Genomic DNA, 23323 nt, shown 5'->3' on the forward strand with positions numbered 1-23323 from the left:
ACCCGGCCCGCCCTATGCAAGCCCTCCCCTGGCTCCACCCCGACCGCGTCCGCAAGCTGCTGGATGCCCTGGCCCAGCGCATCCTGATCATCGACGGCGCGATGGGAACGATGATCCAGCGCCATCGGCTGGAGGAAGGCGACTATCGCGGCGAACGCTTTGCCGAGGGCTTCGACAGCCAGCACGTCCACGGCGCCGGCTGCGGGCACGACCTGAAGGGCAACAATGATCTCCTGCTGCTGACCAAGCCTGAGGTGATCGCCGGCATCCATACCGCCTACCTTGAAGCCGGTGCGGACCTGCTGGAAACCAATACCTTCAACGCCACCTCGGTCAGCCAGGCCGACTATCACCTGGAACACCTGGTGTATGAGTTGAACAAGGCCGGTGCCCAGGTTGCACGCCAATGCTGTGATGCCATCGAAGCCATCAACCCGGCAAAGCCGCGCTTCGTGATCGGTGTGCTCGGCCCGACCAGCCGCACCGCCTCGATCAGCCCCGACGTCAACGATCCCGGCTTCCGCAACACCAGTTTCGACGAACTGCGCGCAACCTACCGCGAGGCCATTGAAGGCCTGATCGACGGCGGCGCCGACACGCTGATGGTGGAAACCATCTTCGACACGCTCAATGCCAAGGCGGCGCTGTTCGCCATTGAGGAAGTATTCGATGCGCGCGGTGGACGCCTGCCGATCATGATCTCCGGCACCATCACCGATGCCTCCGGGCGCACCCTGTCCGGGCAGACCGCCGAAGCCTTCTACGCCTCGGTCTCGCATGGCCAGCCGCTGTCGATCGGCTTCAACTGTGCACTCGGCGCCACCGACATGCGCCCGCATGTGGAAACGCTGGCGCAGATTTCCAGTGGCTATGTCAGCGCGCACCCGAATGCCGGCCTGCCCAATGCCTTCGGCGAGTACGACGAGACGCCCGAGGAAATGGCCACCACGCTCAAGGAGTTCGCCCAGTCCGGCCTGCTGAACCTGGTGGGCGGTTGCTGCGGCACCTCGCCCGATCATATCCGCGCCATTGCCGAAGCTGTCGCCGGGCTGCCGCCACGCAGGCTGCCGCTGGCTGCGGACAAGGCCGCATGAGGAACACACGATGAAGAAGATCCTGCTGGTCGGTGCCAGTGGCACCTTGGGTTCGGCGGTTGCGCAGCATCTGCGGCAACAGCATCAGGTCATCACCGCGTCGCGCTCGGATCCGCTGCACAGCGTCGATCTTGGCAGCGACGACAGCGTGAGCGCGCTGCTGCAGGCAGTCGGCCCGCTCGATGCCATCGTCGCCACCACCGGCAGTGTCCACTTCGGGCCGTTGACCGAAATGAGCCCGGCACAATTCGCGCAGGGCCTGCAGGACAAGCTGCTGGGCCAGGTGCGGCTGGCATTACTGGGCCAACAGCATCTGCGTGACGGCGGCAGCATCACCTTGACCACCGGCATCCTGACCGAGCAGCCGATCGCCCAGGGTGTCAGCGCCAGCAGCGTCAATGCCGCCATCGAAGGTTTCGTACGCGCTGCCGCGCTCGAACTGCCGCGCGGCCTGCGCATCAACGCGGTGAGCCCTAGTGTGCTTAGCGAAGCGCTGGATGCCTACGGCGATTTCTTCCCCGGCTTTGAACCGGTCTCCGCCGCCCGCGCCGCACTGGCTTACCAGCGCAGCATCGACGGCATCGCCAATGGACAGGTTTTCAAGGTCTGGTAATGAGCAACGACACCGCAACCCATTACACCCGCCTGTCTGGCCTGGAACCACTGGTCATCACTCCGGACCTGTTGTTCATCAACGTCGGCGAGCGCACCAATGTCACCGGCAGCGCCCAGTTCCGCAAACTGGTCAAGGAAGAGCGTTACGAAGAAGCGGTCGAGGTCGCCCGCCAGCAGGTGGCCAGCGGTGCACAGATCCTCGACGTCAACATGGACGAGGGCCTGATCGATTCCGAAAAGGCGATGGCGCGGTTCCTCAACCTGATCATGTCCGAGCCGGATATCGCCCGCATTCCGGTGATGGTCGATTCGTCCAAGTGGAGCGTGATCGAAGCCGGTCTGAAGTGCCTGCAGGGCAAGAGCGTGGTCAACTCGATCTCGCTGAAGGAAGGCGAAGCCGCGTTCCTGGAACATGCGCGCTTGGTGCGCCGCTATGGTGCCGCGGCGGTGGTGATGGCCTTCGACGAGGTCGGCCAGGCCGATACCTGCGAGCGCAAGGTCGAGATCTGCACGCGCGCCTACCGCATCCTGACTGAAGAAGTTGGCTTCCCCCCGGAAGACATCATCTTCGACCCCAACATCTTTGCCGTGGCCACCGGCATCGAGGAACACGACAACTACGCGGTGGACTTCATTGAAGCCACCCGCATCATCAAGCGCACGCTGCCGCATTGCCATGTATCCGGCGGCGTATCGAACGTTTCGTTCTCCTTCCGCGGCAATGAAACCGTGCGCCAGGCGATCCATTCGGTGTTCCTGTACCACGCCATCAAGGCCGGCATGGACATGGGCATCGTCAACGCCGGCGCCATGCCGATCTACGACCAGCTCGATCCGGAACTGCGCGAGCGGGTGGAAGATGTGATCCTCAACCGCCGTCGCGACGGTACTGAGCGTTTGCTGGAAATCGCCGAGCGCTACAAGGGCAAGAAAGGTGAGAAGAAAGTCGAGGATCTTGCCTGGCGCGAACGACCGGTGCGCGACCGGCTGGCCCATGCGCTGGTGCAAGGGCTCGATGCCTGGGTTGAAGAAGACACCGAAGAAGCCCGGCAGCAGTCCAGCCGCCCGCTCGACGTGATCGAAGGGCCACTGATGGACGGCATGAATGTGGTCGGCGACCTGTTCGGTGCCGGCAAGATGTTCCTGCCGCAGGTGGTCAAGTCCGCCCGCGTGATGAAGAAAGCCGTGGCCTATCTGCTGCCCTTCATCGAGGAAGAAAAGGCGCGCACCGGCGAAGTCGGCAAGACCAACGGCAAGATCATCATGGCCACGGTCAAGGGTGACGTGCATGACATCGGCAAGAACATCGTCGGCGTCGTGCTTGCCTGCAACAACTTCGAAGTGGTCGACCTGGGCGTGATGGTGCCGGCACAGAAGATCCTAGACGCGGCCCGTGCCGAGAACGCCGACATCATCGGTCTATCCGGCCTGATCACGCCCTCGCTGGAGGAAATGAGCCACGTCGCCAAGGAAATGCAGCGACAGGGCTTTGAGTTGCCGCTGATGATCGGCGGCGCGACCACTTCGCGCGCGCATACCGCGCTGAAGATTGATCCGTTCTACAGCGCGCCCACCGTGTGGGTGAAGGACGCCTCGCGCGCGGTTGGCGTTGCGCAGTCGCTGATCTCACGCGACCTGCGCGCCAGCTTCGTCGCCGCCAACGATGCCGACTACGCCGATATCCGCCAGCGCCACCGCAACCGTGGCGACGCCAAACGCCTGGTCTCGCTGGAACATGCGCGCGGCCAGCGTTTCAGCTGCGACTGGAGCCAGTACACGCCGCCGACGCCGAACCAGCCGGGCGTACATGTATTCGATGACTACCCGCTGGAAGATCTGCTGCCCGTCATCGACTGGACGCCGTTCTTCCAAGCCTGGGAACTGGCCGGCAAGTACCCGGCGATTCTGACCGACGAGATCGTAGGCCCACAGGCCAGCGATCTGTTTGCCGATGCGCAGGCGATGCTCAAGCGCATTGTTGACGAGAAGTGGCTGACGGCGCGGGCGGTGTTCGGCCTGTGGCCGGCAAACAGCAGCGGAGACGATGTCGTGCTCTCCCTTCTCCCGCATGCGGGAGACAGTACCGCTTCTTCCCTTCTCCCGCATGCGGGAGAAGGTGCCCGAAGGGCGGATGAGGGCAAGCTTTCAGCTTCTTCGCTTGCACCTCACACCCTCACCCCAACCCCTCTCCCGGGGGGAGAGGGGCTTGAGCAGCGCACCCTGCACTTCCTGCGCCAGCAGGTCGATAAGCCGGCCGAGCGCCCGGACTTCTGCCTGGCCGACTTCATCGCCCCGGCAGACAGCGGCAAGCAGGACTGGATCGGCGCGTTCGCGGTGACCGCAGGCATCGGCATCGACGCCCACGTCGCGCGTTATGAAGCCGACCACGACGACTACAACGCCATCCTGCTCAAGGCCCTGGCCGACCGCCTGGCCGAAGCCATGGCCGAGCGCCTGCACCAGCGCGTGCGGACCGAGTTCTGGGGATACGCCAGCGGCGAGCAGCTCGACAACGAGGCGCTGATCGCCGAGAAGTACAGCGGCATCCGCCCCGCCCCGGGCTACCCGGCCTGCCCCGAACACAGCGAGAAACAGGCGCTGTTCGAACTGCTCGGCGCCGAGGGCATCGGCATGTCGCTGACCGAGAGCTTCGCTATGCTGCCTACCGCCGCGGTCTCCGGCTACTACTTCAGCCATCCGCAGAGCCAATACTTCGTGGTCGGCCGCGTATCGCGCGAACAGGTCAGCGACTACGCCAGACGCAAGGGCGTGGACCGCGCCCAGGTCGAGCGCTGGCTGGCCTCCAACCTCGATTACGATCCGGAATGATCCTGCCCCTGGCAGCGGCGACAAGGCCGCTGCCAGCCACTATCCTGCACGCTGCCCCCTTGGCCAACATCTCCCATGTCTAGCCGCAACGCCGAGCTGATCCGCAAGCACGCCGCCGCCGGCCGCATTGGTCTATGCGGTACCGACGACTGGGTCGGCAAGGCGATCCGCAAGGCACAGGCGCCACTGACCCAGGACGGCCATCGCAGCCTGTGGTCGCATGCGTTCCTGTTCAGCGAGCAACGCCTGGATGGGCACTGGTGGGTGCTGGAATCGGACCTGGACCTGCGCAACCGGCAGCTGCGCCTGGGCGCCCAGGAAAACCGCGCCGACCGCTATTTCGACGACGAGGCCTTTCCCAACCTGGCCATCCTCGATTTCGGCCTGGATGCCGGGCAGACCCACAAAGTGCAGATCGCCGCGCTGGACCTGCTGTCGGGCCTTTCCAGCTACTCGCTCAGCGAACTGGTCGGCACCCTGTTCGCCATGCACAGCACCCGCCTGCGCCGCCGCAGCAACCTGCTGTCCAAGGAAGGCGCGCTCTATTGCTCGGCGATGGTGCAGCACTGCTATGCGGCAGCCGGCGTTGACCTGATGCCCGGCGTCCACGGCAAGAACGTGGCCCCGCAGGACATCTACAATTCGGCGCTGACCCACACCACGCATTCGCTGATTCGTGACCTGGGCATCTCCAGCCTGCGCCGCTTCACCCACAGCGCCAAAGAGTTGCTGGACACCCCGGTTCAAGACCTGTTCTGAGCCACCCTGCTCAGGCCGCTCCCTGCTCCAGCATCCGTATCAGCAGGCCGGCCAATGCCCTGGCCTGCGGGTCCAGCGCGGCACGGTGCAGCAGTGCCAATTCCACCCCCTCGATAGGCGGCAAGCCGCTTTCCTGCCCCAATACCTTGTGCGCTGCCGTCACCGCCCGCGCCGGCAACAGGCTGATACCCAGACCATCGGCCACCGCCGACTGGATGCCACCCAGGCTGGAGCTGGTGAAACTGATACGCCAGCGCCGTCCCAGTGCTTCGATCGCGTCGATCATGTCCTCGCGATACATGCCGCGCGGTGGAAACGCCACCAGCGGCACCGGATTGAGCAGCAGCGAGGGCGTACTGATGCTGTCCACCCAGCACATGGGTTCCGGCCAGCAAGCCACCGCCTCGCGGCTGCCGCGTCGCTGCTTGACCAGGATCACGTCCAGCTCACCCCGGTCATACGCCTCGGTCAGGGCCCGGCTCAGGCCGCTGCTGACCTCCAACTTGACCTGCGGATGGGTGCGGCTGAACTCGGCCAGCATGCCGGTGGTACGCCCGGCCGCGAAGTCCTCCGGCACGCCCAGGCGTATCACCGTCGCCACACCCTCGCCTGACAGCAACTCCCCCAGTTGTTCGTTCAGCGCCAGCATGCGTCGCGCATAACCCAATACGGTTTCACCGATGTCGGTGGGCCGCACATCACGCACACCGCGGTCGAGCAGGCGATGCCCCGCCAGGTCTTCAAGGCGCCGCAGCTTCTGGCTGACCGTGGACTGGGTGGAATGCAGCCGCGCAGCGGCCACGGTGAAACTGCCGCAATCGGCAACCGTCACCAGCGCCCGCAGCAGGTCGAGCTCGTAGTGCACCCTATTTGGTTTTTCACTGGGCCTTACCATTACATTTAATTTTTAGATATCCGTGCGCACTTGTAGCATCGCTGCGGATATCAGGCCAAACCCTGGTTGCCGCCAGCGCCACCCGCGCGGCGCCTTATCGAGCGATGCAATGAACATGAACAAGCCGCACACCACTGGAAGCACCATGAACAAAACCCTCTGCCTGCTGCTGTCGGCCATGCTCGCCAGCAGCGCACCGGCACTTGCCGCCGAAACCAGCGCCGACGTACTGATCCGCCACGCCACCGTCATCGATGTGGAACATGGGCGGGCCACATCCGGCCAGGCCGTGGCCATCCGCGGCACCGACATCCTCGCCGTTGGCGACGACGCGCAACTGGCCACGCAATGGAAAGCGGCCCAGACCATCGACGCCAAAGGCCGCTATCTGATCCCCGGCCTTTGGGACATGCATGTGCATTTCGGCGGCGGCCCGGCCCTGATCGAGGAAAACAAGGCGCTGCTGCCGCTGTACGTGGCGCATGGCATCACCACCGTCCGCGACGCCTCCGGCGACCTGGCCGAACAGGTGCTGTCCTGGCGCGGGCAGATCGCCAGTGGCCAATTGTTCGGCCCGCAGCTGTTCACCTCCGGCGCCAAGATCGAAGGTATCGCCCCGGTCTGGAAGGGCACGCTGGAGGCCGGTGACAAGGCGGGCGTGGATGCCGCACTGGACCGCGAGCAGCGCGACCAGGTCGACTTCGTCAAGATCACCGACAGCACGCTGACCCCCGAGCTGTTCCTCTACGCGCTGAGCCAGGCCAAGCAGCGCGGCCTGCGCACCTCCGGGCATATCCCGATGGCGCTGACGGTGGGACAGGCTGTTGACGCCGGCATCAGCTCGATCGAGCACCTGGACTATGCCTATAAGGCCGGGGTCAAGGACGAAGCCGCCATTGCTGCCGATTTCGCCGCCGGCCGCATCGACCGTGCCGAAGCCAACCGACGCCTGCGCAGCGGCTTTGACCGCGCCACCGCGATGCAGGCCTACGAGCGATTCGCCAAGGCCGGTGTGGCGGTAACGCCCACCCTGGACGGTGGCCGCATCATCGATTTCCTCGACGTCGAGCCGCGTGACCAGGATCCCTATCTGGCCTATATCGGCCCCGGCCTGCGCGCCACCTATGCCTGGCGCGTGGAGCGCGCCGCCAAGGCCACACCCGAGCAGATCCAGGCTCGTCACGCGCACTACGCCGAAGTAGCCGCGGTACTGCCGATGCTGCAGCAGGCCGGCGTGCAGATTATGGCCGGCACCGATGCGGGCTTTTTGAACTCTTACAACTTCCCCGGCATCGGCCTACACAACGAACTGGCGCTATATGTGCGTGAAGGCCTGACTCCCGTGCAGGCGCTGCAGTCGGCAACCCGTGCCGGCCCGGCCTGGTTCGGCAAGCTCGACCGCTATGGTGCAGTGAGCGCAGGCAAGGCTGCCGACCTGGTATTGCTGGAACGCAACCCGCTGGAGGACATTGCCGCCACCCGCGCAATCACCACCGTGGTGATGCGCGGCAAGGTTTACGACCGCGCCGCACTGGACCGGATGCTGTCCGACAGCAAGGCCCAGGTTGCCGAGTGGAATGCGAAGACCAGCCCCTGACGAAGCCGCTGACCAGCACCGTAGCCCGGGTAAGCGCAGCGCACCCGGGGCTGTTGGCACCATGCCGAGAGCATCTATTGCTTCCCGCTTCCCGGGTGCGTTGCGCTTACCCGGGCTACAGGCGCTACATCGAGGGCATATAGAGCGGCGTTCGGATCGCTGATCTGCGAACTGCCATCCAGGGCCAGCAAAAGGCACAATAGGGGACGCGGCGAACACCGTGCCCCCTGCCTTCCCAGCGCCTCCAGCGCCCGCCCATGACGCCCCCTGCCCTGCCATCCCGGACCGTGCCCACCGCGCGGTTGTCCAGTTTCTATTTCTTCTACTACGCCGCGCTGGGTGCGTTCACTCCGTACTGGAGCCTGTACCTGCAATCGCGTGGCATGACCATCACCGCGATCAGCGTGATGATGAGCCTGTGGTACGCCACCCGTGTGATTGCGCCCAGCACCTGGACCTCGCTGGCGGCGGTATCGCCGCAGCCGATCCGCTGGCTGCGCATCGGCTGCGTGCTGACGATTGCCTGCTTTGCCGGCTTCCTGGTGCCGGCGCCGCAATGGACGTTGTACGCGGTGATGATCGCGTTCTGCTTCTTCTACAACGCGGTGATGCCGCAGTTCGAATCGATCACCCTCACCCATCTGGGCACGGACAGTCATCGCTACGGCATGATCCGGGTATGGGGCTCGCTGGGCTTCATCCTGGTGGTCACCCTGTTTGGCTGGCTGATCGAGAAACATGGCGCCAGCAAGCTTCCCTGGTTGATGCTGCCGCTGTTCGTGTTGATGACCGGCTCGGCCTTCCTCAACCGCTACGCCCGCAACATCGGCTCGCACAGTCACCACGACGGCGGCTTCTGGAGCATCGTGCGACAGAAGCCGGTGATGGCGTTCTTCATTGCCGCCTTCCTCGAACAGCTCTCGTTCGGCCCGTACTACACGTTCTTTTCGGTCTACATGGACCAGCACGGCTACAGCACCTCGCTGCTGGGCCTGATGTGGACGGTAGGCGTGGTGTTCGAGGTTGCGGTGTTCTTCCTGATCGCCCGCTTCTTCCGCCGCTGGGACGCCAGCTGGCTGCTGATCATCTCCATGGCCAGTGCGGTGCTGCGCTGGTGGGCAACCGCGCTATGGCCGGACAACCTGCCGGTGATGCTGGTCGCGCAGACCACCCATTGTCTGGGCTTTGCAGCCTTCTTCGCCTCGGCCATGCAGCTGTTGGCAAGGTATTTCCCGGGCAACCTCAACGGTCACGGCCAGGGCCTGTTCTATGGCTTCTCGTCCGGCCTGGGCGGCGTGCTTGGCGCCCTGATCGCCGGCCAGCTGTGGCAGTTCGGCGACGGCAAGGTCGCCTTCCTGGTCGGCGGCTGCTTCGCCCTGCTTGGCACCCTGATCGCCTGGTACTGGCTGCCACCGCGCGCGCGACGCCCGTTGCCAGCGCCAGACGCGCAGGGCGCAAGCTCAACTACTGCCGGCCCCTGAATTCAACGTTCCAATCCGGCCGCACCCGACGACTTGCGCAAAGCGCCAACTGTGCCCGGCATCAGGTAATTACCGGTGCAGCGCCGCCCGGTGTGTACGGAAGGATGGCAACAGCACCCGGTTGCCGTGACCACTGAGGTGATCGCCGTCGAAGAACAACGGTTTGCCGGCATCATCGGGGTGGCATTCCGCGCCCGGGCACAGCACAGGCAAGGGATCCCAGACAGTAGCGCCCGGCAAGGCCTGCGCCACCTGCTGCAGGCTGGACAGTGCCGGTGCGCGTAGTGCTTCCATCCGCTCGCGCGACACTGTCATCCCGTGCACACAGATCGGATTGTGCCGATTGAATGCATCCGAGCAACGGAACGGCGGCGCTCCCAATACTGGCTTGGGCGCCTCCAACACGATACGCACGCCGCGTTCGGCCAAGGGCTTCAACTCTGCAATTGCCGCCTCTACATCAACCTTTCGTTGCGCAGCAGACGCATCACTGTTGACCGTGACAAACGCCTGCTGATGATCGAACAGGCTGTATTGTTCCACCAGCCGCGGCACCCGCAGACCAGGCAGCAACAGCACATCGCCGGCTTGCGCTTGTGCAGTGACATCGGCCAGGGTATTGCGCACATAAGCATCACAGCCGGGATCGGCTTGTCGGCGCCCCTGCAGGCCGATAAAGGCGCAGCCTGCGTTGGCGTACAGTCGCGCCTGCCCACCATCGAGCAGCACCAACCGACGGAGCATCTCCCCGTAAGCCAGTGCATGCGAATCCCCGGCAACAAACAGGCGCTGCGCGCTCCCTTTGCCGCCCGCGCACTTACCTCGTTCGAATTGCTGCACCTGGCCACCGGCCACCGGCTGGCGCGAGAAAACCAGCTCACATTCGGGAAATTCCTTCTTCAAGCCCTTCGCATAGGGATACCACTCCAGCGGGTGCCGGCTGACGGTACTGAGCGAGATGTACTTGGCCGCACGTTCCAGCGGCTTCTGCAGGCCCATACCCAGCAGCAACACCAGCACACCGCCGGCCACCCAGCGCAGATCCGAGCCACGCCAACGACGTCCAAAGCGTGCCGGCTGTTCTACCCAACGCCAGGACACCCAGGCCAGGACAGCCGTGCAAAGCAGCGCCAGTGCACCACTGACCAGTGACTCCAAACCAAGCGTCCAGCGGAACAGCACAAATACGGGCCAATGCCAGAGGTACAACGAATACGACATGCGCCCGATCACAAGCACCGGACGCAGCGACAGGCAGCCACCAATCCAACCCGTGGCGGAACGGTGCAGCAGCGCGAGCAGCCCCAGCGTACCCAGCACCGGCCACAGGCCATCGATCCATGGCGAATGCCCTGGTCGCGCAGTCCAGAGTCCATAGCCCAAGACAACAGCGCAAACCACCTGCAACAGCGAATGCCAGATACCAGGCTGTCCATCAACCGCGCTCGCTCGCGCTCGCGTCGACAGCAGCTGAAACAACAACACGCCCGCGCCCAATTGCCAGAACCGCGTCGTCGTCTGATAGAAGGATTGAATCTCGTAGCCACCCTGCAACGCGCGGCTGATGGCAAAACCCAGCGAGCCCGCCGTTGCCAGGGCGAACAGCAGCATGGACAGCCCGCGCCCCTTGCCCCCTTTTACCCAGCCCAGAAATAGCAGGGGGAACAGCAGATAGAACTGTTCCTCAACGCCCAGCGACCAGGTGTGCGTATAAGGATTGAATTCGCTACGCGGTGAAAAATAGTCATTACCGGTGCTTGCCAGCACCCAGTTGCTCAGCCCGACAAAGGCCATGCGACCGGTTTTACCACTGGTTTCACTGAGCCAGGATTCGGGAATGAACAGCGTGCTGAGCAACCCCGTCACCAGCAGGCAGACAAACAGCGCCGGCATGATCCGACGCATGCGCCGTGCGTAGAAACCCAATACACCTCGCCAACCCATCAGCGCAGAAGAGCGCGCTACCGACGCGCTGACGACAAAACCGGATATGACGAAAAACACGTCCACACCGGTGAAGCCGCCCGGCAACCAGGCTGGATTGAGGTGGTACAAAATGACGGCAAGCACAGCAACAGCGCGCAGACCGTCGATATGAGGGAAGTAGCCTTCCTGCTTCAGATGTCCCTGCATTGCATTCCCTTTCATGACAACGGGCGCCACTGGCGCCCGTTGTCTGCATCAAATCGAATCGGTTACCAGACCAGATCGTCCGGCACCTGGTACTGCGGATCGGCATACGGGTCGGCATCGGCTGGCGCGTTCGGATCGACCTTCAGCGCCACCGCCTGGGCGAATACCTGTTCGGCCTCGGCCAGCAGCTGCGCCGTCACCAACAGGTAGCGGCCGTTCTGCTGCAGCACACCCAACTCGCCGGCGTTTAGCGCCTTGAGCTGTTCGGCATTGACGTAGATGCGCTTGATCTTGCCGCCATACGGGAAGTGACGGGCGATGTCGGCATTGGGGTCGTTCAAACCCTTGTCCTTGATCAGCTCGTCGAGCTTGGCACGAGCCTCGCGGCGCAGGCGTGCTTCTTCCTGCTTGAGCCGCTCGGCTTCCATGCGCTCGTCTTTTTCCTTCTGCGCACGGATCGCATAGGCCTTGGCAAGATCGATGTCTTCCTGCGAGCGCGGCTTGCGCGGGCCTTGCGCGGGCCGGCCCTGGCCGGGCCTGCCGGGATGCGCGGGCTTGCCGGCGTGGCCAGGCTTGTTGCTGCCTGCATGTGCCGGTTTGTTACTGCCCGCCTGCGGCCGACCTTGGCCGGGCTTTCCCTGCGGGCGTCCGTCACGGCGTGGCTCAGGCTTGCGCTCCGGCTTGGGAGCAGCTTTGAAACCCAGCCCAAGCAGCTGGTCGCGAATATTGTCACTCATAGGGAAATATCAGTAGTGCGGGGGCGGTGGTTCATCGGCAGCATCGGCGTACAACGTCGTGCGTACCTTGCCCAGATCATCAAGGAGATGGCGCAGCAGATCGGCATTGCGCGAGCCCTGCATACGGGCGTCGGCCAATGCCTCGCTCATCTCCGCCAAAGCCTGCTCCTGGAAGGAGACTCGCATCTCCAACTCGACCAGACGTGCTTCCAGCGCCTGTTCGCGCTGGTCGGAAGGTGACTCATGCATGTACGGAACGTCCTCGGCCAATGCCGTAATAGGCCAAACCGGCGGCTTCAATTTCTGCCGGGTCGTACAGGTTACGGCCATCAAATACCACCGCATCACCCAGCGCCTCGCGCATGCGCGCGAAATCCGGGCTGCGGAACTGCTTCCACTCGGTGATTACCACCAGCGCGTCGGCATCGTGCAGTGCTGCAAACGCCGAATCGCAGAAAACCAGATCCTCGCGCTCGCCAAAAATGCGCCGCGCCTCGGCCATGGCTTCCGGATCAAACACCTGCACCTTGGCACCGGCTTCCCACAGCTGCGCCAATACCCGGCGGCTCGGCGCCTCGCGCATATCGTCGGTGTTCGGCTTGAATGCCAAGCCCCACACCGCGAAGGTCTTGCCGCGCACGCCTTCGTCCTCGCCACGGTCGTAGTGACGCTGGATCAGCTCGAACAGATGGCCCTTCTGCGCGGCGTTGACCGCTTCAACCGCATTGAGCAGTTGTGGCTGGTGGCCATGCTGGGCCGCCGTACGCGCCAAGGCCTGCACGTCCTTGGGGAAACAGGAGCCGCCATAACCGGCGCCGGGATAGATGAAGTGCCAGCCAATGCGCGGGTCCGAACCGATGCCTTGGCGCACCTGCTCTATATCGGCGCCGACACGCTCGGCGATATTGGCAATTTCATTCATGAAACTGATCTTGGTCGCCAGCATCGCATTGGCGGCGTACTTGGTCAGCTCGGCCGAACGCACGTCCATTTCCACAACGCGGTCGCGGTTGCGGTTGAACGGCGCATACAACCGCCGCAATACCGTCACCGCATGCGCACTGCTGGCGCCAATGACAATACGATCCGGACGCATGCAGTCAGCGACTGCATCGCCTTCTTTCAGGAATTCGGGGTTGGAAACCACATCAAACGCGTTTTCCTGGCCGCGCGCCGCCAGCTCTTCGGCAATGGCGGTGCGGACCTTGTCAGCGGTACCCACCGGTACCGTCGACTTGTTGACCACTACCGTCGGCCGCGCCAGATGGCGGCCAATGGTGCGCGCCACCGCCAGCACATATTGCAGATCCGCGCTGCCGTCTTCATCGGGCGGTGTACCCACCGCGATGAAGATGACTTCGCCGTGGGCGATGGCCTGTGCGGCGTCGGTGGTGAAGGCCAGCCGCCCGGAGGCGTGGTTGGCCTTCACCATCGGTTCCAGGCCGGGCTCGTAGATCGGGATGATGCCCCGCTGCAAGCCGTCGACCTTGGACTGGTCGATATCGACGCAGACCACATCGTGCCCTACTTCCGCCAGGCAGGTCCCGGTGACGAGACCCACATAGCCAGTGCCGAAAATAGCTACACGCATGGTTGCGCCTGCTCCGTACTCAGCCTTACGGCATGATGCCCAGCAACTCGACGTCGAAGGTCAGCGTTGCGTTCGGGCCAATCGGGCCACCCTGGGTACCGGCTTCGCCGTAGGCCAGTTCGCCCGGAATCCAGAAGCGGTACTTGGAGCCGACCGGCATCAGTGCCACGCCTTCGGTCCAACCCTTGATGACCTGGTCCAGACCGAAATCAACCGGCTGGCCGCGGGTGTAGCTGCTGTCGAACACTTCGCCGTTGAGCAGCTTGCCTTCGTAGTTGACGCGCACGCGGCTGCTGGCAACCGGGCGCTCGCCGCTGCCAGCGCGGATCACCTGGTACTGCAGGCCCGACGGGGTGGTCACCACGCCCGGTACGGTCTTGTTCTTGGCGAGGAAGGCATTGCCTTCTTCACGGTTGGTCTGGGCGGCCTTGCCGGCCTCAGCCTTCATTTCCGCTTCCTTGGTGCTGCTGAACGCCTGCAGCACGGCCTGGGCCTGCTCGTGGTTCATCAGCGGGGTGCCCTTGGAGAACACGGTGGTGACGGCCTGGAACACCGAATCCAGATCGATGTCCTTCTGGATGCGCGCCAACGACGGGCCCACGGCGAAGCTGCCCAGCATCAGGCCGACCTTCTCGCGGTCAACCGACGGCGGCTGGCTGCCCGGCGCCATGCCCGGCACCTGCTGGCCCGAACGGACCATCATCAAGGTGCGCAATGCCTGGTCGGTCTTCTGCGCTTCTTCCTGCGACAGCAGCGGCTGGCCACCGGCGAACGCGTTTTCCACGCCGCGGCGCAATGCAGCCACGTCTACTTCCGAGGCAATCGGCTCAAACGAGCTGGCCACGTCGATACCGATGGCGTAACCAATCTTTTCACGATCCGAGGTCAAAACAGACTTCTCCTTGGTCGCCGCCGCAGCGGCAGGTTGTTGCGAAAAAACGACCCCTGGGGCCGCCATCGCCAAAATCAGAAGCGACGCAACCGCGCCACGCTTTCCCATCTTCATTCGCTGCATTCCTGGAAGTGAACAAACGCCACCGGCGGCGCGAGGGGCGACATTGTCGCACGCGCGCCGCAGATGTCGAGGCGCCTCAGCGCTGTGGTGCCGCTGCGGCCAACGCGCCTTCAATTGCCGCGCGCAGTTCCGGATCATCCGGCTTCACCTTGCTGGGGAACTGTGCCAGCACGCGCCCATCGCGGGATATCAGATATTTGTGGAAATTCCAGCCCGGTGCCACGCCACTGAGGCGGGTCAGATCCTGGTACAGCGGGGTCGCTTCCGGCCCGACCACATGCACTTTTTCAAACATGGGGAACTTCACCCCATACGTAAGCGTGCAGAACTCCTGAATCTGCGCCTCGCTGCCGGGCTCCTGGCCTTTGAAATCATTGGACGGAAAGCCCAACACGGCAAAACCACGCGGCGCCAGTTCCTGTTGCAATGCCTCCAGGCCTTCGTATTGCGGGGTGAAACCGCACTTGGAGGCGGTATTGACCACCAACAACACCTTGCCGCCATACGCGCGATTCAGGTTTACCTCGTCTTTTCCGGCCAGAGAACGGTAGTTACGGTCCAGCAGCGGGCCGGCCGCCGCATCCAACGCGCCACCTACAGAAGCAACAAAAGCAATTGAAATCAATATATTACGAATGTTCACCGGATTCTCCTGGGCGCTGCAAGCAGGTTTGGGGCGGCATAGGCCATCAGTTGGGTCATAAGCAGTTGCATACCGGCGTGTCGGTGTTATAGTTGCATACAACACCAGCCACCCTACACAGGGGCCTCCATGAACACCAAGCACGGCAGACACGCTCTCCACGCACTGATGGTCACAGGCACCTTGCTGTTGCTGGGCTGCTCGACCTCCCTAGGCAACGGCTTGGCCAATGCCCGGGATTATGCAGCCCAGGTGGGCAGTGATGGACAGGATGCCGACGATACCCCCAAAGCGAAACGACCGGCTCGACGGATGCGGACCAGCCTTTCGATGCCTTACTTTTCTTTCGCACAGCTGAATTCGCGGAGCTGACCCATGAGCGATATCCAGTGGAGCGATGGCGCTCCCATTTACCGCCAGCTGAAGGATCGCGTGATTGCGATGATGCTGGACGGAATCCTGAAGCCGGGCGACGCCCTGCCCTCGGTACGCCAGGTTGCGGCCGAGTACCAATTGAACCCGATCACGGTTTCGCGCGCCTACCAGGAGTTGGCCGACGAAAATCTGGTCGAGAAGCGCCGTGGCCTTGGCATGTTCATGACCGAGGAGGCTGCGCAGAAGCTGCGCGGCAGCGAGCGCGACCGCTTTCTCAATGACGAATGGCCGGCCGTGCTGGAGCGTATCCAGCGCCTGGGCCTGACGATGAAAGATTTGCTGCCACCGGGGACCACTCTATGAACGCCGCCGTCGAAGCCGTCGTTTCCGCCAAGGGCCTGCGCAAGGCCTACAAGCAGAAGCCAGCGCTGGACAACACCAGCTTTTCCATTGAACCGGGCCGTATCGTCGGCCTGATCGGGCCCAACGGCGCCGGCAAGACCACGGCGTTGAAGGCCGTGCTCGGCCTGACCTCGTTCGACGGCGACCTGCAGGTGCTGGGCATGGACCCGCGCAGCCAGCGCGACGACCTGATGAATGATGTCTGCTTCATCGCCGACGTGGCGGTGCTGCCGCGCTGGTTGCGGGTAAAGGAAGCCATTGATTTCGTCGCCGGCGTGCACCCGCGCTTTGACCGCGCCCGCTGCGAGCGCTTCCTGGCCAATACCAAGCTCAACCCCAAGCAACGGGTGCGCGAGATGTCCAAGGGCATGGTGGTGCAGCTGCACCTTGCCCTGGTGATGGCCATCGACGCCAAGATCCTGGTGCTGGACGAGCCCACCCTGGGCCTGGACATCATGTACCGCAAGGAGTTCTACCAGCGCCTGCTGGAGGATTACTTCGACGAACAGAAGACCATCATCATCACCACCCACCAGGTGGAAGAGGTCGAGCACATCCTCACCGACGTGCTGTTCATCCGCGATGGCAGGATCGTGCTGTCCTCGGACATGGAAAGCCTGGCTGACCGCTACACCGAGCTGCTGACCTCGGCCGACAGCGTGCATGCCGCACGTGCGCTGGCCCCTATCGACGAGCGCGCCCTGCCCTTCGGCAAGACCGTGCTGCTGTTCGATGGCGCCGACCGCAACCAACTTGCCAGCATGGGTGAAATCCGCACCCCCGGCCTGGCCGACCTGTTCGTGGCCACCATGAAGGGAACCTACGCATGAACGCCGCTCACAACATCACCCCGCTCGGCAAATTCAAGTGGCTGCTCAAACGTGAGTACTGGGAAAACCGGGGCGGCTTCGTCTGGGCCCAGGTCATCACCGGCGGTATTGCCATCCTGTTCGCCATCATCGGCGCCCTGATTGGTGCATTCGCCGCGCGCAATTCCGACGGCATCAACCATATGGGCGATGTCAGCGAATACCTGAAGGTGATGGGGGCATTCGGCGATGGCCTGCTGCTGGCAGGCATCTTCCTGGCCTCGCTGATACTGGCCTTCGTGGTGTTCTTCTACGCGCTTGGCAGCCTGTATGACGACCGCCGCGACCGCAGCGTGCTGTTCTGGAAATCGCTGCCGGTTTCCGACACCCAGACCGTGTTGTCCAAGGCCCTGTGGGCACTGGTATTGGCACCGTTGATCGCGATGGCGATCGGCCTGATCGTCGGCCTGGTGCTATGGGTTGTTGCCATGATCGGCGCGGCCGCCGCCGGCGCCACCAGCCCCTGGGCCATTGCCACCCACTCGCACCCGTTCCGGATCCTGGGCCTGGTCCTGAGCACCTTGCCGGTAAGCCTGCTGTGGGCACTGCCGACCGTCGGCTGGCTGATGTTCTGCTCGGCGCTGGTGCGTTCCAAGCCCTTCCTGTGGGCGGTGCTGCTGCCGCTGCTGGCCTGCACGATGATCAGCATCCTCGGCGCCATGCCAGGCGTGAAGCTGCCACTGGGGTGGATCTGGTACACCGTTGCCTACCGCGGCCTGCTCAGCGTCTTCCCCTCGTCCTGGTTGCCGCGCGGCCTGACTGACACCAATATCGGCAACGATGACATCCAAAGCCCCGCCGATCTGGTGCAGTGGCTGCTGCAGCACCACAGCCTTGGCAAGGTGCTGTCCAACCCCGACATCTGGATCGGCGCCGTGGTTGGCATCGCTCTCATCATTGGCGCTGTCTACCTGCGCCGCCGTCGCGACGACATCTGACCCTCGCTCAGGAGAATGTTCATGCACAAGACGTTTTTACTGGCCGCATTGCTGGCGGCGCCGGGCGCCGCCTTCGCCACCCAGCCCTGCGCGGTAACCGCCCCGCAGTCGCTGAACCTGGATCTGGCTGGCAGCAAGACCGTGCTCTTCGAGGTCAACAGCCATGACCTGCGCCTGCAGGCCAGCCCCGCTGCCAAGGCCGCCCTCAGCGGACGTGCCTGCGCCTCCAGCCAGGAACTGCTGGACCAGCTTTCGCTGACCCAGCGCAAGGTCGGCGACAAGCTGGTGGTGACGCTTGAGCGCAAGAACCAGGGGCTGCACTTCAATCTCGGCAACACCTACGCCTACCTGGACCTGACCGGCAGCCTGCCTGACGACATCCTGGTCCAGCTCAAGGTCGGCTCCGGTGATGCTTCGCTGGCCGGTGCGCAGAGCATGAGTGCCGATGTCGGCTCGGGCGATGTCAGTGCCCGTGACATCAAGGGGCTGGCCACCGCTGCGGTGGGCTCGGGCGATATCGAATTCAACAATATCGGTTCGCTGTATGTGCTGTCGGTGGGTTCGGGCGACGTCAAGGCCAATGGTGTGCGCGGCAATGCCCGCGTCGGCACCGTCGGCTCCGGCGATGTCGAGCTGCACGGCGTGCAGGGCGCGGTGAGCATCGAGAGCATTGGCTCGGGTGATGTCGATATTCACGACAGCCGCGGCGCGGTAAGCCTGGGCTCACTGGGCTCGGGCGACCTGGACGTGCGTGGCGCCGCCAGCCTCAAGGTGGACCGGGTCGGCAGCGGCTCGGTGAACCATTCCGGCATCACCGGCGCCGTCGACCTGCCAAAAAAACGCTGATTCCTTCTTACCGCAACGGAACGCACACCATGAAGATCCTCAACGCCCCCCTGCTGGCCCTGGCGCTGGCAATCCCGTTGGCTGCCTGCGGCGAAAAGCCAGCGGCCAATGCACCTGACACCGAAACCACCATCGGCGCAAAGGTCCGTGAGGCCACCGACAAGGCCCGCAAGGAACTGGCCGAAGGCAACGTCAGCATTGGCAGCGATGGCGCCAAAGTTGAGCTCACGCCAAGCGGTGACCTGCTGATCAACGGCACCTCCATCCCGCTCAACGACAGCCAGCGCGCCATCACCCTGCAATACCGCAAGCAGATGATCGGCGTCGCCGAAGCCGGTATCGAAATTGGCGTGCAGGGTGCGAACCTTGGCGCCAAGGCTGCCGGCGAGGCGATCAAGGGCCTGTTCTCCGGCGATACCGACAAGATCGAGGAGCGCGTCAATGCCGAGGCCGAGAAGATCAAGGCCAGCGCCATGAAGCTGTGCGACCAGCTGCCCGCCCTGATGGTCACCCAGCAGCAACTGGCTGCAGCGGTGCCGGCGTTCAAGCCCTACGCGAAGATGGACCAGAGTGACATCGACGACTGCCGGGAGGGCAACGTCGACGTCCCCTGACCCTGCACGCAAGACGGAGCGGTAGAATCACCGCTCCGTCGTTGTTGCTGCCCTTGCCATGAACAAACTGCTGTTGTTGATCCTCGTTGCCTTCGCCACCCTGGCCACCGGCTGTGATCGCCAGAAGTACGCCGAACACCGCAGCGAGCGCAGCAAGCCCAAGACCGAAGTCACCCTGGAGCGCATCGCCATCCGCCGCGCGCCCTACCCGAACCTGGACATCCTGCCGGACGGCCGCCTGCGCGTTGATGACATCGTCATCCCCTTGAACGCCGAGCAGCAGGAGTTGCTGCACACCAGCTACGTCAAGCTGCAGATCCTGCGCCAGAACACGCTGGTGGACGCCGACCCGGCGCTGGCACAGGAACGCTCACTGCCGCTGCAGATCCCGCAAGGCCAGTCGCCATTCCCGCCGGACCTGGCCAAGCAGATCCCCGAGTTCGAAAAGTACGACGAAGCCCTGGCCAACCTGCGTGCCCTGCGCTGACCTGTAGTGCCGAGCCATGCTCGGCAAGGGCCTTACCAAAGATCCTGTGTAGTGCCGAGCCATGCTCGGCAAGGGCCCTACCAACAATGCCTGCGCAATACGCGAACGGCATTCACAGCGAAGCAAGGCCTGAAAGCCAACCCCTCCCCAACCCTCCCCTGCGCTACGCGCAAGGGAGGGGGCAGATGCGTAGCGCCGAACCTCTAATGGTCCTGACGTAGCGCCAAACCTCAATGATCGTGAATACCGCCCAGCGTCAGCGCCGCCGGATCCAGCAGCCGCTTCAACTCGGCCTCTGACAGCCCACTGTCCTCCAGCGCCACGTCCAGCACCGGCCGCTGTTCCTTGTAGGCGCGCTTGGCAATTGCCGCCGCCTTCTCGTAGCCGATGATCGGGTTCAGCGCGGTCACCAGGATGGGATTGCGCGCCAGTGCCTCACGTACCCGCTCCTGCTTGACCACCAACCCGACAAACACCTTGTCGGCCAGCAGGTTCATCACATTGGACAGCAGCTGGATCGAGTCCAGCAGATTGGCCGCAATCAGCGGCAGCGCCACATTCAACTGGAAATTGCCGGTCTGCCCGGCGACGGTGATCGCGGTGTGGTGACCGATCACCTGCGCGGCCACCATCACCGTCGCCTCCGGGATCACCGGGTTGACCTTGCCCGGCATGATCGAGCTGCCCGGCTGCAACGCCGGCAATTCCAGTTCACCCAGCCCGGCCAGCGGCCCGGAATTCATCCAGCGCAGATCGTTGGCGATCTTGATCAAGGCCACCGCCAGCGCATTGAGCTGGCCGGACAACTCCACCGCATCGTCCTGCGCGGCCAGGCCTTCGAACTTGTTGGCCGCACTCTCGAACTTGACCCCGGTGCTGGCCGACAGCGCCCGCGCCACCTTGCCACCAAAGCGCGGGTCGGCATTGATGCCGGTGCCAATGGCGGTGCCGCCCAGCGGCAACCGACGCAGCCGCTTGAGCGCGTCTTCAATCCGGTCCTCGGCCGAAGCCAGCTGTGCCGACCACGCCCCGAACTCCTGGCCAAAGGTCAGCGGCATCGCATCCATCAGATGGGTACGGCCGGTCTTGACGATCTTGCCCAGGTTGCGGGCACGCTTGTCGATGGTCTTGCGCAGGTGCTTGAGCGCCGGCAGCAGCGATTCCACCACCTCGAGCTGGGCCGAGACGCGGATAGCCGTAGGAATAACGTCATTGGAGCTCTGCCCCAGATTGACGTGGTCGTTGGGGTGCACGGCGGTCTTGCCGGCCTTGCCGCCGAGGTTGGCCAGGGTGGCAATGACCTCGTTGGCATTCATATTGGACGAGGTACCCGAGCCGGTCTGGTACACATCAATTGGAAACTGGCCATCATGCGCGCCGATTGCCACCTCGGTGGCCGCCGACTGGATTGCCTTGCCCACGCCCTTGGGCAGCAGCCCAAGGCCGGTATTGACCTCGGCCGCGGCGCCCTTGATCAGGCCCAGCGCACGGATGAAAGCACGCGGCATGCGCTGCCCGGATACCGGGAAATTCTCAACCGCACGCTGGGTCTGTGCGCCCCACAGGGCCTCGGCGGGCACCTGCAGTTCGCCCATGCTGTCGTGTTCGGTCCGGAAACCACTCTTGGAAACCTTGCTCATCATCAACTCCGCACAATCTCATTGTTGGGGAAGGGAAAGCTGCGGCTGGCGGTGGGCAGACTCCCCGGCTGGCGGCTATCGACACAATACCCGCCCGCCCCGGCAAAGACATCCGCGGCCGATGGGATACAACGGCCCAGCAACGCCTGGCGCGCCGGCAGCGTAGAATATGCGCCCCCGCCACTGCCCAACGCCTGCCGCCATGACGGATACGTCCCGCCAAGAAGCCGCCCTGCTCGCCCTGTCCCCGCTTGATGGCCGCTATGCCGGCAAGGTCGACGCATTGCGCCCGATCTTCTCCGAATATGGCCTTATCAAGGCTCGCGTAAAGGTCGAGATCGAATGGCTGCTGGCGCTGGGCGCCGAATCGGGTATCAGCGAGCTGGCCGACTTCTCGGCCACCGCCAAGGCCAAGCTGCGCGCGCTGGCCGACGGCTTCTCGGTCGCCAACGCCGCCCGCGTCAAGGAAATCGAGCGCACCACCAACCACGACGTCAAGGCCGTGGAGTACTTCATCAAGGAACAGCTCAAGGACGACGCCGAGCTGGCGCCGGCCCTGGAGTTCGTGCATTTCGCCTGCACCAGCGAGGACATCAACAACCTGTCCTACGGCCTGATGCTGGCCGAAGCGCGTGAAAAGGTGATCCTGCCAGGCTATGCCGGCATCGCCGCCTCGTTGCGCACGCTGGCCCACGCCCAGGCCGAGCAGCCGATGTTGTCGCGCACCCACGGCCAGACCGCTTCGCCGACCACCCTGGGCAAGGAGCTGGCCAACGTCGTCGCCCGCCTGGAACGACAGATCCGCCAGATCGGCGCGGTCGAGCTGACCGGCAAGATCAACGGCGCCGTCGGCAACTACAACGCCCACGTCGTGTCCTACCCGGACGTGGACTGGCCGGCCTTCGCCGAACGCTTCGTCACCTCGCTGGGCCTGGTGTTCAACCCCTACACCACCCAGATCGAGCCGCACGACAACGTCGCTGAGATCGGTGATGCCGCCCGCCGCGCCAACACCATCCTGATCGATCTGGCCCGTGACATCTGGGGCTATATCTCGCTGGGCTACTTCAAGCAGAAGCTCAAGGAAGGTGAAGTCGGCTCCTCGACCATGCCGCACAAGGTCAACCCGATCGATTTCGAGAATGCTGAGGGCAATTTCGGCATCGGCAACGCGCTGTTCGAGCATTTCAGCGCCAAGCTGCCGATCAGCCGCTGGCAGCGCGACCTGACCGACTCCACCGTGCTGCGCGCCGTGGGCACCGCCTTCGGCCACAGCCAGGTCGGCCTGGAATCGCTGGCCAAGGGCCTGGGCAAGCTGACCGTGAACCCGGAGCGCCTGGACGCCGACCTGGATGCAGCCTGGGAAGTGCTGGCCGAAGCCGTGCAGACGGTGATGCGCCGTCATGGCCTGCCCAATCCGTATGAGCAGCTCAAGGCGCTGACCCGCGGCCACGGCATCACTGCCGATTCGATGCGCGCGTTCATCGAGACCCTGGAGCTGCCGGCCGATGCCAAGCAGCGCCTGCGCGAGCTGACCCCGGGTGGCTATGCCGGCCTGGCAGCCGAGCTGGCCAAGGCGATCTGAATTTTCAGCATCGCGAGATGCTGAAGCCAGTCGTCCCCCAGGAAAGACCGACTGTAGTGCCGAGCCATGCTCGGCAGGGCTTTACTGGTAGAGCCTCTTGCCGAGCATGGCTCGGCACTACGGTGCATTGCTGGTACAGCCCTTGCCGAGCATGGCTCGGCACTACGATGCATTGCTG

22 protein-coding genes are annotated in these 23323 nt (G+C 63.9%); 14 read left to right on the forward strand and 8 right to left on the reverse strand.

What is annotated here, in order from left to right; all coding sequences use genetic code 11:
• Positions 1-14 precede the first annotated feature (14 nt).
• The 4 genes from ABB27_RS09855 to ABB27_RS09870 all read left to right on the forward strand — a co-directional run bounded on the left by ABB27_RS09855 (position 15) and on the right by ABB27_RS09870 (position 5297).
• Positions 15-1094, forward strand: coding sequence for a homocysteine S-methyltransferase family protein (locus ABB27_RS09855; RefSeq protein WP_057628531.1), 1080 nt, complete (start codon positions 15-17; stop codon positions 1092-1094).
• A gap of 10 nt (positions 1095-1104) precedes the next feature.
• Entirely contained in the window at positions 1105-1707 is a 603-nt protein-coding gene (locus ABB27_RS09860; RefSeq protein WP_057628532.1) for a short chain dehydrogenase, read from the forward strand.
• Positions 1707-4538, forward strand: coding sequence for a methionine synthase (metH, locus tag ABB27_RS09865; protein ID WP_057628533.1), 2832 nt, complete (start codon positions 1707-1709; stop codon positions 4536-4538). The genes ABB27_RS09860 and metH overlap by 1 nt, the downstream gene beginning before the upstream one ends.
• A gap of 75 nt (positions 4539-4613) precedes the next feature.
• Positions 4614-5297 carry a hypothetical protein gene (locus tag ABB27_RS09870; protein WP_057628534.1) on the forward strand — a complete coding sequence of 228 codons (684 nt, stop codon included), beginning with the start codon at positions 4614-4616 and terminating at the stop codon, positions 5295-5297.
• Positions 5298-5307: 10 nt separating this feature from the next.
• Here the strand turns inward: ABB27_RS09870 and ABB27_RS09875 are convergent, their stop codons facing one another.
• Positions 5308-6162, reverse strand: a complete 855-nt coding sequence (locus ABB27_RS09875) for a LysR substrate-binding domain-containing protein (RefSeq protein WP_244479200.1) — start codon at positions 6160-6162, stop codon at positions 5308-5310.
• Between the two features lie 175 nt (positions 6163-6337).
• Here ABB27_RS09875 and ABB27_RS09880 point away from each other — a divergent pair, with 175 nt between their 5' ends.
• The gene (locus ABB27_RS09880; RefSeq protein WP_057628565.1) at positions 6338-7789 is read left to right on the forward strand and encodes an amidohydrolase family protein; all 1452 of its coding nucleotides are present in this window, start codon (positions 6338-6340) and stop codon (positions 7787-7789) included.
• A 257-nt stretch (positions 7790-8046) separates the two neighbouring features.
• Entirely contained in the window at positions 8047-9270 is a 1224-nt protein-coding gene (locus ABB27_RS09885; RefSeq protein ID WP_057628536.1) for an MFS transporter, read from the forward strand.
• A 69-nt stretch (positions 9271-9339) separates the two neighbouring features.
• Here the strand turns inward: ABB27_RS09885 and ABB27_RS09890 are convergent, their stop codons facing one another.
• From ABB27_RS09890 to ABB27_RS09915, 6 genes are all read right to left on the reverse strand, one after another.
• On the reverse strand, positions 9340-11403 hold the full coding sequence (locus ABB27_RS09890; protein ID WP_057628537.1) for an acyltransferase family protein: 2064 nt from the start codon (positions 11401-11403) through the stop codon (positions 9340-9342).
• Between the two features lie 62 nt (positions 11404-11465).
• Positions 11466-12140, reverse strand: coding sequence for a DUF2058 domain-containing protein (locus tag ABB27_RS09895; RefSeq protein ID WP_057628538.1), 675 nt, complete (start codon positions 12138-12140; stop codon positions 11466-11468).
• Between the two features lie 9 nt (positions 12141-12149).
• Complete coding sequence (locus ABB27_RS09900) at positions 12150-12389, reverse strand: SlyX family protein (protein ID WP_057628566.1); 240 nt, start codon at positions 12387-12389, stop codon at positions 12150-12152.
• Entirely contained in the window at positions 12382-13731 is a 1350-nt protein-coding gene (locus tag ABB27_RS09905) for a UDP-glucose dehydrogenase family protein (RefSeq protein WP_057628539.1), read from the reverse strand. The genes ABB27_RS09900 and ABB27_RS09905 overlap by 8 nt, the downstream gene beginning before the upstream one ends.
• Positions 13732-13756: 25 nt before the next feature.
• Positions 13757-14737 (reverse strand): FKBP-type peptidyl-prolyl cis-trans isomerase N-terminal domain-containing protein, encoded by a 981-nt coding sequence (locus ABB27_RS09910; RefSeq protein ID WP_057628540.1) that lies wholly within the window; start codon positions 14735-14737, stop codon positions 13757-13759.
• An 85-nt stretch (positions 14738-14822) separates the two neighbouring features.
• Positions 14823-15374 carry a glutathione peroxidase gene (locus ABB27_RS09915; protein ID WP_425477524.1) on the reverse strand — a complete coding sequence of 184 codons (552 nt, stop codon included), beginning with the start codon at positions 15372-15374 and terminating at the stop codon, positions 14823-14825.
• Positions 15375-15518: 144 nt separating this feature from the next.
• Here ABB27_RS09915 and ABB27_RS20050 point away from each other — a divergent pair, with 144 nt between their 5' ends.
• From ABB27_RS20050 to ABB27_RS09945, 7 genes are read left to right on the forward strand one after another with little or no spacing between them, the layout of a single operon-like run.
• Positions 15519-15761 carry a hypothetical protein gene (locus ABB27_RS20050; protein WP_152984520.1) on the forward strand — a complete coding sequence of 81 codons (243 nt, stop codon included), beginning with the start codon at positions 15519-15521 and terminating at the stop codon, positions 15759-15761.
• A gap of 3 nt (positions 15762-15764) precedes the next feature.
• Entirely contained in the window at positions 15765-16127 is a 363-nt protein-coding gene (locus ABB27_RS09920) for a GntR family transcriptional regulator (protein WP_057628541.1), read from the forward strand.
• Positions 16124-16996 carry an ABC transporter ATP-binding protein gene (locus ABB27_RS09925; RefSeq protein WP_057628542.1) on the forward strand — a complete coding sequence of 291 codons (873 nt, stop codon included), beginning with the start codon at positions 16124-16126 and terminating at the stop codon, positions 16994-16996. Before ABB27_RS09920 ends, ABB27_RS09925 begins: the two co-directional genes overlap by 4 nt.
• The gene (locus ABB27_RS09930; protein ID WP_057628543.1) at positions 16993-17973 is read left to right on the forward strand and encodes an ABC transporter permease; all 981 of its coding nucleotides are present in this window, start codon (positions 16993-16995) and stop codon (positions 17971-17973) included. The genes ABB27_RS09925 and ABB27_RS09930 overlap by 4 nt, the downstream gene beginning before the upstream one ends.
• Positions 17974-17994: 21 nt before the next feature.
• Positions 17995-18819 carry a DUF4097 family beta strand repeat-containing protein gene (locus ABB27_RS09935; protein WP_057628568.1) on the forward strand — a complete coding sequence of 275 codons (825 nt, stop codon included), beginning with the start codon at positions 17995-17997 and terminating at the stop codon, positions 18817-18819.
• Between the two features lie 29 nt (positions 18820-18848).
• The gene (locus ABB27_RS09940; RefSeq protein WP_057628544.1) at positions 18849-19433 is read left to right on the forward strand and encodes a hypothetical protein; all 585 of its coding nucleotides are present in this window, start codon (positions 18849-18851) and stop codon (positions 19431-19433) included.
• Positions 19434-19491: 58 nt separating this feature from the next.
• A complete protein-coding gene (locus ABB27_RS09945; RefSeq protein WP_057628545.1) occupies positions 19492-19920 on the forward strand; it encodes a hypothetical protein in 429 nt (142 codons plus the stop codon).
• 230 nt (positions 19921-20150) lie between these two features.
• On the opposite strand, the gene ABB27_RS09950 is transcribed toward ABB27_RS09945, so the two are convergent.
• A complete protein-coding gene (locus ABB27_RS09950; RefSeq protein ID WP_057628569.1) occupies positions 20151-21560 on the reverse strand; it encodes a class II fumarate hydratase in 1410 nt (469 codons plus the stop codon).
• Between the two features lie 202 nt (positions 21561-21762).
• Here ABB27_RS09950 and purB point away from each other — a divergent pair, with 202 nt between their 5' ends.
• Complete coding sequence (gene purB / locus ABB27_RS09955; RefSeq protein ID WP_057628546.1) at positions 21763-23145, forward strand: adenylosuccinate lyase; 1383 nt, start codon at positions 21763-21765, stop codon at positions 23143-23145.
• Positions 23146-23323: the final 178 nt, after the last annotated feature.

It is taken from the genome of Stenotrophomonas terrae (assembly GCF_001431465.1).
Classification (GTDB): domain Bacteria; phylum Pseudomonadota; class Gammaproteobacteria; order Xanthomonadales; family Xanthomonadaceae; genus Stenotrophomonas; species Stenotrophomonas terrae.

Excerpts from the sequence above, each read along its gene's own strand:
- ABB27_RS09855 (WP_057628531.1), top strand. The coding sequence starts at position 15 with ATGCAAGCCCTCCCCTGGCTCCACCCCGACCGCGTCCGCAAGCTGCTG.
- ABB27_RS09860 (WP_057628532.1), top strand. The coding sequence starts at position 1,105 with ATGAAGAAGATCCTGCTGGTCGGTGCCAGTGGCACCTTGGGTTCGGCG.
- metH (WP_057628533.1), top strand. The coding sequence starts at position 1,707 with ATGAGCAACGACACCGCAACCCATTACACCCGCCTGTCTGGCCTGGAA.
- ABB27_RS09870 (WP_057628534.1), top strand. The coding sequence starts at position 4,614 with ATGTCTAGCCGCAACGCCGAGCTGATCCGCAAGCACGCCGCCGCCGGC.
- ABB27_RS09880 (WP_057628565.1), top strand. The coding sequence starts at position 6,338 with ATGAACAAAACCCTCTGCCTGCTGCTGTCGGCCATGCTCGCCAGCAGC.
- ABB27_RS09885 (WP_057628536.1), top strand. The coding sequence starts at position 8,047 with ATGACGCCCCCTGCCCTGCCATCCCGGACCGTGCCCACCGCGCGGTTG.
- ABB27_RS09890 (WP_057628537.1), bottom strand. The coding sequence starts at position 11,403 with ATGCAGGGACATCTGAAGCAGGAAGGCTACTTCCCTCATATCGACGGT.
- ABB27_RS09895 (WP_057628538.1), bottom strand. The coding sequence starts at position 12,140 with ATGAGTGACAATATTCGCGACCAGCTGCTTGGGCTGGGTTTCAAAGCT.
- ABB27_RS09900 (WP_057628566.1), bottom strand. The coding sequence starts at position 12,389 with ATGCATGAGTCACCTTCCGACCAGCGCGAACAGGCGCTGGAAGCACGT.
- ABB27_RS09905 (WP_057628539.1), bottom strand. The coding sequence starts at position 13,731 with ATGCGTGTAGCTATTTTCGGCACTGGCTATGTGGGTCTCGTCACCGGG.
- ABB27_RS09910 (WP_057628540.1), bottom strand. The coding sequence starts at position 14,737 with ATGAAGATGGGAAAGCGTGGCGCGGTTGCGTCGCTTCTGATTTTGGCG.
- ABB27_RS20050 (WP_152984520.1), top strand. The coding sequence starts at position 15,519 with ATGAACACCAAGCACGGCAGACACGCTCTCCACGCACTGATGGTCACA.
- ABB27_RS09920 (WP_057628541.1), top strand. The coding sequence starts at position 15,765 with ATGAGCGATATCCAGTGGAGCGATGGCGCTCCCATTTACCGCCAGCTG.
- ABB27_RS09925 (WP_057628542.1), top strand. The coding sequence starts at position 16,124 with ATGAACGCCGCCGTCGAAGCCGTCGTTTCCGCCAAGGGCCTGCGCAAG.
- ABB27_RS09930 (WP_057628543.1), top strand. The coding sequence starts at position 16,993 with ATGAACGCCGCTCACAACATCACCCCGCTCGGCAAATTCAAGTGGCTG.
- ABB27_RS09935 (WP_057628568.1), top strand. The coding sequence starts at position 17,995 with ATGCACAAGACGTTTTTACTGGCCGCATTGCTGGCGGCGCCGGGCGCC.
- ABB27_RS09940 (WP_057628544.1), top strand. The coding sequence starts at position 18,849 with ATGAAGATCCTCAACGCCCCCCTGCTGGCCCTGGCGCTGGCAATCCCG.
- ABB27_RS09945 (WP_057628545.1), top strand. The coding sequence starts at position 19,492 with ATGAACAAACTGCTGTTGTTGATCCTCGTTGCCTTCGCCACCCTGGCC.
- ABB27_RS09950 (WP_057628569.1), bottom strand. The coding sequence starts at position 21,560 with ATGAGCAAGGTTTCCAAGAGTGGTTTCCGGACCGAACACGACAGCATG.
- purB (WP_057628546.1), top strand. The coding sequence starts at position 21,763 with ATGACGGATACGTCCCGCCAAGAAGCCGCCCTGCTCGCCCTGTCCCCG.